The organism is Marinifilum sp. JC120 (assembly GCA_004923195.1).
GTDB lineage: Bacteria > Desulfobacterota > Desulfovibrionia > Desulfovibrionales > Desulfovibrionaceae > Maridesulfovibrio.
Genome location: RDSB01000037.1, coordinates 1 through 10,140 on the forward strand (window position 1 = coordinate 1; position 10,140 = coordinate 10,140).

The following is a 10,140-nucleotide window of genomic DNA, read 5'->3' on the forward strand; positions in this document are numbered from 1 at the left end:
ATTCCTACGAAAAAACGTTGCCCGAGAAATGCTTCCACAAACCTGCCAACTGATGATATTGTCATTTTAGCCATGTCAGCCTCCTGCTAGTTTCACTTTTACTGGTATACTACCAGATTAAACAGGGGAGTGCTGACATGGTATTTTTGGTACGCACCCCGTCTTTTCAAAGGCAACGTTTTCTGTATCTAACTTAAAATTTTAAAAAAACAACCAAAACTTGAAACATCAATTCCGCCATCAGTCCATCTCAGACTTCCTGAACTTAAGTGCCAACCAGGCAATCGCCAGCAGCAACACATCTCTAACAATAGTCATCTGCATGTCTGATGCGCTCGATCCGTCTGTGGAAAAACAACCGCAAGCTACGTCGATGCCCCGATAAAGGTTGGCTGAGAGCGCTGCGATAAAGACCAGCAGCATTGCCACAAGTATTGCCACGGAAGTATCAATAAAAACACCACAGACCAGCATAGCTCCGCAAACAAATTCCAGCCATGGCAAAAAGAAAGCCACCGGACCGATCATCATTTCCGGCAAAATTTGATAGTTTTTGATTATTTCAGCAAAAGCCAGCGGATCAACAATCTTATCAAGACTGGCGACAATAAAAACAATCCCAAGAACAATTCGCGGTAATGATCTAAATCCCATCAGTTTGCCTCCAGATCCATTCCGGCCCCTAACCAGCCGTCAATTCCTTCAGTGTACACTGAAACGCTCCTGAATCCATTCTTGATTAGTTTTTTAGCTACAATCAAACTTTTGCCACATTCAAGTCCGTCACAATAAATTATTACCGGAAGATTCTGATCAATCAAAACCAGCTTTGCAGCAAATGCCTCATCTTCAAGGCCGGACGGAATACTCAATGCCCCGGGAATATGCCCCATGGAGAATTCCATATCACTGCGGGCATCAACAAAAAAGAACTTACCGGGAGCAAAGTCCTGCACTAAATCAACGGTATTAATCTCGCCGATTTCAGGGGGTTGCGGATTATTTAATTCCGTAATGGTATACGGTTTAGTGCGGGCCGTGTTGAACGCAACAGCCAGACCAGCAGAGACAAGGCATAGAACTAACGCCTTAACCAGAAAGGATGTGATCTTTCCAAACTTCATCGAAAACACCTGATTTAAAAATTAGATAAATGTCCCACTGAATATATCAATAAATGTAAAGAAAGATTGCACGGTTTCAAATTGGAATGCAAGCGCAGGCTAAATTATGGCAATAAAAAAGGGTGTGTTCATTTAGAACACACCCTTCTTTCAGCGAGACCGGACACCCGGGATAAACCGTTACCGCTGCTTCCTTTCGGACCTGACGGGATTCACAGCGCACCCGCCATCCGGCCTCTCTGTCAAAGATTTCGTCGTTGCGACGAGGAGAATAACTATTTATTTCAGCCGAAATTGTCAACCCTTATTACTGAAAATTTAAACTTATTTTAAAAATTCTTTAAATCACACCCTGCTACAATCATCGTCGGCGTATCAACTCAAATATTGAACTTTATTTCGGCCTTTCTTTCTGCTTAACTATAAGGACTCAACCGCACAAATTAATCTCAATTCCGGAGAAAATATGGACGCACAGAACGTTAAAGATGTGGAAGGCATAAAAGTTCAGCAAATAGGCTACAAAGGCGAAAACTACAAAGTAAAAGGCGTAACTATCCGCTGGCTATCCAAATCAGGCAAAGACGAAAACGGCCAACCCGAATACGGACTACGCCATTTCACAGTTGAACCCGGTGGAGAAATTCCGGCCCACAACCACTTCTATCTCCAGACCGTCTATGTGGAAAAAGGCCAATTCGAATGTTTTGCCTACGACCCTGAAACCGGCGAAGTAATTGAAAGCAAAATATGCGGCCCCGGAGACTTTGTCTTTTCCGACTGCATGGAGCCGCACGGCATGCGCAACATCAGTGAGACTGAGGAAGCAACCTTCCTGTGCTGCATCGGCTGTGTCTACGAAAAGTAGGCATATCACCAACTAAAACAAAAAGCCCGCCATCAACTTTGATAGCGGGCTTTTCCATTAGATGTCGGTGTTGATCCAAATTGCCGATTTGAATCAGGAGTTAAAGAGTCAATTCTGGAAAACTGCTTGCCTTAACTATACATTATGATGCTTTTTTTGCAATCTGAATTCTGTAATTAATTATATCATCGACAGTCAGTACAGGCATATCGTGTTTCTGACCGAATTCTACAATCTCCGGCAGCCTTGCCATAGTCCCGTCCGGGTTGGTCAACTCGCAGAGAACACCACAGGGATTAAGGCCCGCGAGGGTCATCATATCCACGGTAGCTTCAGTATGCCCTTCTCTTTCGAGAACTCCGCCGGAACGAGCACGTAAAGGAAACACATGTCCGGGCCTATGCAGATCCGCAGACTGTGCACCATCGGCAATAGCGGCCTTAACGGTTGTAACGCGATCAGCTGCGGAAACCCCGGTGGTAACACCTTCGGCAGCTTCAATAGTTATGGTGAACCCGGTCTGATAGCGACTGGAGTTGGATTCGACCATCATAGGCAGCTCAAGCTGCTCAATCTTCTCTTCGGTCAGGCAAAGACATACGATTCCGCTGCATTCACGGATCATCATGGCCATCTGCTCATCGCTGAGCTTTTCCGCAGAAAAGATGAGATCGCCTTCGTTCTCGCGACTTTCATTGTCAGACACAAGAATTCCACGACCTTCACGCAAAGCCTGAAGACCTTTCTCTACCCTCTCAATAGGGGTACCATACTGTGATAATAGATTCTGATTCATGGTAAATCTCCATAGTTTAATTACCAGAATCAGGGCGATAGAATAGACAGCTGTCCAGCTAAGAACAGCGCGCAAGTGTAGGGAAGACCACATGCGTGGGAACTGTCTCACTCTCTTTCATCCGGACTTTAACCGTCGGCTCCGGAGTTTCACCGGATCTGCTGACCCTTTTCACCGATTGAAAAGGCGCTCGCGGGCTGTCTTTAAGTATTAAAGAATCACCGCCGGTGGGGAATTACACCCCGCCCTGAGAATTAAGATAGATTTTTCTACTGATAAAACTGCCTCTTAGTCAAGGACAAAAAAGAACCCCGCTCCATATGGAGCGGGGTTCTTAAGTATTCACGTAGAAAAGATATTTTATTTGAAACTGTCTTCAAAAAGCTTTTCAATGGCTTTTTTACCGGAATCTTCCAAAAAGCGGGTTCCGGTAGCAGTGAAATGCCTGTGGGTAATTTTAGGAGCTGAACACTCAGCCCATTTTTCTTTTTCCCAGCAGAACCAGCAATTTTTGTCCTGAGAAAAAACATACAGAGGCTTGTTGCAGATTTTAGCAAACTCAGCACCCCAACCGGTTCCACCTTTTACAGTACCATCTTCAAGGATATTACCGATAATGAAGATTTCGTGTCCGCTGTTAACCTGCCAGCAGATAGATTGCAGGACCTTGCGAAAAATAGGTGCGCGTGTGAAATTACGGTTCATCAGCTTGGAAACATAAGTCAGGCTGACGTCCTTACTTTCAAGTTCCTTTTCAGTAAGTACACGCAGACCGCGCTGACGAGCATTCTGGTGACCTTCAAAACTGTAGTTAACTTCCTGCAAGCCGTACTTTTCAGCATTCACTCCGAACTCGCTTTCTGTGCCGGAAGCACCGCCACTATATAAAATGAACTCTTTAGGATTACTCATTTCTTCCTCCAGTGTTAGCTTGTCTAGATTCGTGAAAACGACTGATACATAAAAATGATCAAGTCCACAATCAGGATTTTCGGTAGAACTACAATTTGCACCTGATTTGTTGCATACGATAAAATTTAGAACTTATCTACATAAAACAATGATTTTCACGGATTAAGGGACATCCAAGCCACAATTAAGTAACTATTTGTTTAAAAAATGATGTACAGAAATAAATTTCGTCTAGGACTATGTTCAAACAACATAATTCAGCACTTTACCATTCTGTAAAGCAATTAATGCATTAAATATTAATGTATAAACATAAAGGCTGCACTTGTTATAAAATTCACAGAGCTCGCTAAAAACTTTATACATCTACAAAAACAGGACAAACCAGCCACACAGCACATAAACCCAATCACGTGATTTTTTTTCTCACCAATGCGGCCTAGACAAGACCTAAAAATAGTGTATTATCAGGTTTGTTGATTCGGGCTGGAAAATCTCAAGACGAAAGTAGCTACGGCCAAACCGTATAGGAGGTTTTTATGAACAAACACAGCAGCATCGGAGAAAAACCGGAAGCTTTGAAAAAAATGGAAAAGAACGATCCTCATAAATATCGTTCTGTCAGCGGTCACATCGCTGCCATGGTCAAGTCTCTGGACGAACAGGAAAAGAACAACTCTTCCGACCCCAAAGTGGAAGAAGATCAGGACTAAGTCCTGCACCTCAATCTCTGACTCACTCTCACAAGTTGTCAACAAATCCGCAATTATCTAACGCGTCTGACTAGTTTGAATCAAGCCAGGCGGAAATACTGTTGACAAAATCGCCGGATAAGCAATCGATCCACTTTTGGTCTGTCCCCTTACCTCCCGCATCCGGGAGGTCTTCATCAATCATGACGATTTGATGGGGGGCAGACTGGAATCCGGTCAGCATCACCGACGCCACCCTCTTCCAGTCGCCACTGACACCGCGTAAGCCGATGAATGTCGGCAAACCGTCAGCGAGAGCGGACACAAGCCTTTCTGGAAATAGACATTCGTCAGGATGATCTATGGTCAGGATGACAAATTTAAAAAGCCCCGCAAGCAAATCTATGCGGGGCATTTTTTTTGCCCCGTAACCTCTAGCCCAGAGACCTATCCGTTCAGGATCAACCTTGGGATGCTCACGCAACGAGGCATAAGCCTTCTGTATATCCTCCACACCCCAACTATCTGCACACAAGACAACCACGCCACGCCCGGAAAGATGCCGGGCCACTTCGGAAAACTGATCTCCTGAAATATACAGCCCGTACCTAAACAGCACCACTGCCGGAAACCGTCCTTTTGCAGCCGGAGCAAACAAGTCACAGCGCTCCGGTCCATCATCAGCCTCAAAGGCATCCACACGACCTTTTACCGGATACTCAGCGGCCGCTCCATCTGGCATCCACATAAAACGGTGAATCCAATGCTCATCTCCGGGCAGAAAGACAACCGTCCCCGAGACTGGTTCGTCTTCATCAAAAGAAGGACCATAAGTATAGATAAAATCTCCATGTTCAGACTTCTTCAACTTTCGAAGCAGTCCAGTCTTGCGGTCATGCAAAACCAGCCGTCCATGCTCTGCACGAGCGTCAAGAACGACAATCTGCCGCCCGGTGAAAGTTTCATAATGCCCGCGAAAATCATCCTCACCAAATTCATAAGCCGCCAAAGATGAAAGAGACCGTGCCTCCGACCCACGCTTGAGCACCATGGTTGAATTGCCCACGGTAATCCCCTTGCCCTGTCGCAGGACCACAGCATCAGGACTGATCGACGATCCGGTTTCTATATGTGGAGAAGACTTAATTGGCTCTTGGGCGAGAGTAGACTTTGCTACAAAGCCCTTGTCATCAGAAACATTATGAAGAACAGCCCGCTTTTCAATTTCACTCTTTACAGGACGCTTAACCGGAGAATCGAGACGGGAAATTATATCTTTCTGCTCAGACTTGCTTACAAATTGAGAATCAGGCTTAAACTCGGCCCTCTCCGCCAATAGATCAACAGGGACTTTTTGCTCCTTCTCAGCAAGAGTAACAAGCTCAATACCAAGACGCTCCAAACCTTGATCGTGAGATAACTCCACAAAATCCAGCAGAAAAAACAGGATCAAAGCGTGCATCAAAATAGAAAGCAAGGCGGCAAGGTAACGCAAACGTCCTCCAGAGTCTTCAAACTACTTTATTCCTGAATAAATATTTTTTCAACACTTGAAGGATTTTTTTATTTTATTCCAAGGTGATATAATTTTATTTCCTTTACAACTGAACAGACACCCAAACGATATTAAAACAATAACTTGAAATTATGGTTGACACTTACGAGGATTCCACATAGACCTCTCTTCACTTGAGTCGGGATGTAGCGCAGCCTGGGAGCGCACTTGAATGGGGTTCAAGGGGTCGGAGGTTCAAATCCTCTCATCCCGACCACAAGAAGGAACCCCGAAAAGCCACTGAGCAATCAGTGGCTTTTTTCTTTTTCAAGCACCAAAGAAAAAGCCGTGGAAAAAATCCACGGCTTTTTTGCGTCCAAATATATTAGCTCACCCTACTCAGGCACAGCAACCTTACGCACGGTAATCTGATAGTTCTCAGGGATACCATCCCCCGCCCTGTTAAGCATAGGATCAAGCACAAGGTACGCCTCCTGCCCACCATCAGCACACTGCTTGATCATTGTATCCTTGGATTCAATTTTCACGTCAGTGTTAAATGTCACGATCCTGCGCATGGAAACAACGGCCTTCAAGCCCTCTACGCGTTCACCATCTGCTTTCACGAGAGTCACATCGTCTTTAGCCATTCCGGGTAAAATCATTATATTTTCCTCATTTTTGATAAGTAAAAGAACCGCGCTATCATAGGCTTGTGGGATGGAAAGTCAAATTGCACTTAAATACAGGAAACCATAATCTAACAATAATCCTTTGCTCAAAAAAATTGTTCATAATATAGTAAATAACAAAAATCCAATCAGGACCATTACAAACAAGGAGAATATCATGAAATTCAAAGCGCTAATTCCCTTACTAATCCTGATCGCAACCATATTCAGCACAGGCTGTAGTACAGCGTACAAAGCGGCATTAGATGAGCGCAGCCTAAGCACACAAACCGCCGATGCAACAATCTCTGCCACCATAATGAAAGCATATCTGGATGACGATGATGTCTCGGTCATGGGCATTGAACCATACACTTTCGTGGGGCATGTATATCTTGTCGGCGAATATGAAAATTACATCCAGAAATCAAAAGCAATATCCATCGCCGAAAGCGTCGACGGTGTAACAGATGTAACCACATACATGTTACCCAAAAAAGATGACCCCACCTGCGACACAACCGAAAATCTCTCAATTCTGGCCGCTGTAAAATCAGCCCTGATCGGAGACGGAGACATATGGTCCACAAGCATTGAAGTGAAAGTAGTTCAATGTCAGGTTATTTTGCTGGGACTGGTAAAAACAAAAGCCGAAATAAATAAGTCGATTACTCATGCCAAAGCGGTAGAAGGTGTGCGCAAGGTCAAATCCTATCTTCGCATTTCCAATAAGCCATAAAGCCCACAACCGACCTTTCAAACAGAAAAGCCCCTTGCAACATCGTTGCAAGGGGCTTTATAAATTCAAGCTGGCGGAGAGGAGAGGATTCGAACCTCCGATAGCGTTAACTATACACGCTTTCCAGGCGTGCTCCTTAAGCCGGACTCGGACACCTCTCCGCTTGGGTGAAAAAGGATTTAGCTAATCAGACTTGCTTGGCAAGTACTTTTTCAAATTATTTTGAATTAAACTTACATTTTGCTAATTTACGAAATTTTCAGCCCTAATTCCAAACTTTTTCTCCATATAAAGCAAACTTTACCAACACCTCAATCGCGAGAAGCCCCAACGGCACGGTAATCCCCCCAAGAATGAAGCCTCTCCAAAAAACTGACAGTCTGCTCCATATTTTCATCAGCTTCCACAGCATCATCTTTATATTGACCATCGATAATAAACCTTATCCAATCTATACGGACTCAAACGATATTAAATTGAGAGGAAAGACAAAAACAACTCTTTATGGAATTAACTCCAAGAATAAGTTAATGTTCTACTAAACCCGAGGAGCTTAATAATGAACCGTATAAGTAGGATTTTATTATTTATCTTTTCCTTTCTGAGCTTAACATCATTTTCATTTGCAACAGACATGTCTCAAGGTCTTCAATGTCCTCCGGAATGGAACGACAACAAAGCGGCACGAGGCCATGAATTGATTAAACAATGTATATCTCCCGCGCAGGACGCATTTATTGAGCTATACGCTGCCCGAGGACAGCAGGTACCGCTGGGAAAACTGCTTGATGTGTGGTCACAGGACATGACCAAAGAAGGACTCCCTTTTCAAAATCTTATTTCCGAACAACCGGGCCATGTTTCCGGCCACCCCGCTGTAACCCGCCTATATTCAGGACACACCAATAACGGAGCCTATTTTGATTCACAAATTGTGGCATCTTACTACAATGGAGTGAATTACATTTTTCAGGGTCTATCCATGAAAGGCCACGAACAAGCAAGACGCCAGCTCAGGCATGCCATGAACACATGGTACTATCCGGGCGCAGGTTCCTCAAATCATGTGTCCAACAACCAACACGGCGGACTTCCGCTAGGCTCAGGAAGTTCAAGCACCCCCCCTTACGGTAATGATCCGTATGGAAATACGCAGCAGTACGCGAACACTCCCAGCCCCGGAGGCTCTACTCAGGACAATCTCGCTTGGTACTACAGCTTGAGGCAGCAGAAAAAAAGATCCGGCACCTCTGGAAACTCCGGAAACTACCGTTCAAAGGGAGCGTGCTGGGCTTGGGGACTCTGGAAAAATACCGCTGGGGGTGAAGTAATAATTCTGCCTGACGGTAGAATCGACTTCGGCAACAATATGATTAAAAGATGGGAACTAATAGACCCGCTGTACATTAGTGTTAATCTCCCGGACGGCTCTACCCAAATATGGACTCACCCGGACTGGACTCACAAAAAAATTACCAAGGCCAACCAACCAAACTCTGACCCGGTTATGTATCGCAAAAAACATAAAATGTACTACAAGGGAAAGTTGTTTGTCGGATGCACGGGTAATAATGACTGACAAATTAATGCTGCCTAAAATTAAAGGAGGGTTATTTGCCATCATTGTCGGGGAGAGCTTTTAGGCGTAAAGTTTAACTGGCGGAAATCCCGGACGGTCCGAATATGGCGTATGCACGTCAAAAGGAGCATCAGATGGCACTTTATCTGATTATTGCAATAGGTGTTTGTATTTATAATATTAACAGTCGTTCCATGAATTTAGGAGGCTGCATTGTTGCGGGCCTTACATGGCCAGTTACGTTTGTCCTCTATCTGTTCACCATGGTGACGGGCCGTTCGGCCCGCAATCCAATAACCGGCATAACCAATCGGCCTAGCGGGCGAGGTATAGGCCAACGAGGCGGACAAGGAAGAGGAGGATGCGGTCGACGCTAGTCGACACATGAATTAATCAAATTACTGCAAAACAAATCATTACACGAAAAAGCCCCTTGCAACATCGTTGCAAGGGGCTTTTCATATGCTTAAAACCATCTTAAATTTAAGATTGACAAAATAATATAGCAGAAATAATGCAGAACATAATAACATTTAACCTTTCGGAGAAATTATGAAAAAAACATTTATTACTGCTTTACTATCCTTAACTATTACTCTTTTTATCTGCGGAGCAGCCTTTGCTGAAAACACAACTTTTCATGCCCAAGGAAGAACTGTTGCACCGGGAATTTTTACCTACTTTAAAAACGCTTATAGCTATGCATACACTTACATATCAATATCAAATATCACCAGCACCCCAGTACAATGCAAAGTAACTATTTATGACCATGGAGGAAACGACCAGACCTCACGTGGCCATGTATACTCTGGAGAGTATGTAAACGGCGGCTGGACAGGAGTTGCTGTTAGCGATGGAATATTCGAAATCCCCGCATACGGAACTAGACTTTTTTCGATGGACGATAGAACTCAAAAATATTCAATCTTTGGTCACGCCACCATTGAATGGAATTCAGAAGACAACAAAATGAGCAAAGCACTGGTTGCTTCAATGAGACACTACGGTCACGCTGGCAGCAAAGGCACAACAAAATCAGGTGGAATCACCATCAATAACGGTCAGCCCTTCTAAACATCGCATCCGCAAGCAACCAAACAGAAAAGCCCCTTACAACATCGTTGCAAGGGGCTTTATAAATTCAAGCTGGCGGAGAGGAGAGGATTCGAACCTCCGATAGCGTTAACTATACACGCTTTCCAGGCGTGCTCCTTAAGCCGGACTCGGACACCTCTCCGCTTGGGTGAAAAAGGATTTAGCT

Annotated in this window: 10 protein-coding genes, 3 tRNA genes, 1 other RNA gene and 1 riboswitch; of the genes, 5 read left to right on the plus strand and 9 right to left on the minus strand. The window is 44.4% G+C overall.

The window, feature by feature from the left end:
• Positions 1-240: 240 nt before the first annotated feature.
• From D0S45_19935 to ffs, 3 genes are all read right to left on the minus strand, one after another.
• The gene (locus tag D0S45_19935; protein ID TIH11481.1) at positions 241-654 is read right to left on the minus strand and encodes a DoxX family membrane protein; all 414 of its coding nucleotides are present in this window, start codon (positions 652-654) and stop codon (positions 241-243) included.
• Positions 654-1,124, minus strand: coding sequence for a rhodanese-like domain-containing protein (locus tag D0S45_19940; GenBank protein TIH11482.1), 471 nt, complete (start codon positions 1,122-1,124; stop codon positions 654-656). Before D0S45_19940 ends, D0S45_19935 begins: the two co-directional genes overlap by 1 nt.
• A 147-nt stretch (positions 1,125-1,271) precedes the next feature.
• Positions 1,272-1,367: signal recognition particle sRNA small type (gene ffs, locus D0S45_19945), an RNA gene on the minus strand.
• A 223-nt stretch (positions 1,368-1,590) separates the two neighbouring features.
• Between ffs and D0S45_19950 the strand changes: the two genes are divergently transcribed.
• A complete protein-coding gene (locus D0S45_19950) occupies positions 1,591-1,992 on the plus strand; it encodes a cupin domain-containing protein (protein TIH11483.1) in 402 nt (133 codons plus the stop codon).
• 142 nt (positions 1,993-2,134) lie between these two features.
• Here the strand turns inward: D0S45_19950 and ribB are convergent, their stop codons facing one another.
• The 3 genes from ribB to D0S45_19965 all read right to left on the minus strand — a co-directional run bounded on the left by ribB (position 2,135) and on the right by D0S45_19965 (position 5,887).
• A complete protein-coding gene (gene ribB, locus D0S45_19955; GenBank protein ID TIH11484.1) occupies positions 2,135-2,788 on the minus strand; it encodes a 3,4-dihydroxy-2-butanone-4-phosphate synthase in 654 nt (217 codons plus the stop codon).
• 105 nt (positions 2,789-2,893) lie between these two features.
• Positions 2,894-3,047, minus strand: a riboswitch (FMN riboswitch).
• Between the two features lie 101 nt (positions 3,048-3,148).
• Positions 3,149-3,700, minus strand: a complete 552-nt coding sequence (locus D0S45_19960; protein TIH11485.1) for a hypothetical protein — start codon at positions 3,698-3,700, stop codon at positions 3,149-3,151.
• A gap of 783 nt (positions 3,701-4,483) precedes the next feature.
• Positions 4,484-5,887 (minus strand): hypothetical protein, encoded by a 1,404-nt coding sequence (locus tag D0S45_19965; protein ID TIH11486.1) that lies wholly within the window; start codon positions 5,885-5,887, stop codon positions 4,484-4,486.
• 200 nt (positions 5,888-6,087) lie between these two features.
• On the opposite strand from D0S45_19965, the gene D0S45_19970 reads away from it, so the two are divergent.
• Positions 6,088-6,164: transfer RNA gene (locus tag D0S45_19970), tRNA-Pro, on the plus strand.
• Positions 6,165-6,282: 118 nt separating this feature from the next.
• Here the strand turns inward: D0S45_19970 and D0S45_19975 are convergent.
• Positions 6,283-6,552 (minus strand): hypothetical protein, encoded by a 270-nt coding sequence (locus D0S45_19975; protein ID TIH11487.1) that lies wholly within the window; start codon positions 6,550-6,552, stop codon positions 6,283-6,285.
• Between the two features lie 184 nt (positions 6,553-6,736).
• On the opposite strand from D0S45_19975, the gene D0S45_19980 reads away from it, so the two are divergent.
• Positions 6,737-7,297: a BON domain-containing protein gene (locus D0S45_19980; protein TIH11488.1), complete on the plus strand. Its 561-nt coding sequence runs from the start codon at positions 6,737-6,739 to the stop codon at positions 7,295-7,297.
• Between the two features lie 71 nt (positions 7,298-7,368).
• Here D0S45_19980 and D0S45_19985 read toward each other — a convergent pair.
• Positions 7,369-7,458, minus strand: a tRNA-Ser gene (locus D0S45_19985).
• A gap of 398 nt (positions 7,459-7,856) precedes the next feature.
• Here D0S45_19985 and D0S45_19990 point away from each other — a divergent pair.
• Together D0S45_19990 and D0S45_19995 are read left to right on the plus strand one after the other, a co-directional pair.
• Complete coding sequence (locus tag D0S45_19990) at positions 7,857-8,876, plus strand: hypothetical protein (GenBank protein TIH11489.1); 1,020 nt, start codon at positions 7,857-7,859, stop codon at positions 8,874-8,876.
• Between the two features lie 552 nt (positions 8,877-9,428).
• Positions 9,429-9,953: a hypothetical protein gene (locus D0S45_19995; protein TIH11490.1), complete on the plus strand. Its 525-nt coding sequence runs from the start codon at positions 9,429-9,431 to the stop codon at positions 9,951-9,953.
• A 73-nt stretch (positions 9,954-10,026) separates the two neighbouring features.
• Here D0S45_19995 and D0S45_20000 read toward each other — a convergent pair.
• Positions 10,027-10,116 (minus strand) — tRNA-Ser (locus D0S45_20000).
• Between the last annotated feature and the right edge of the window lie 24 nt (positions 10,117-10,140).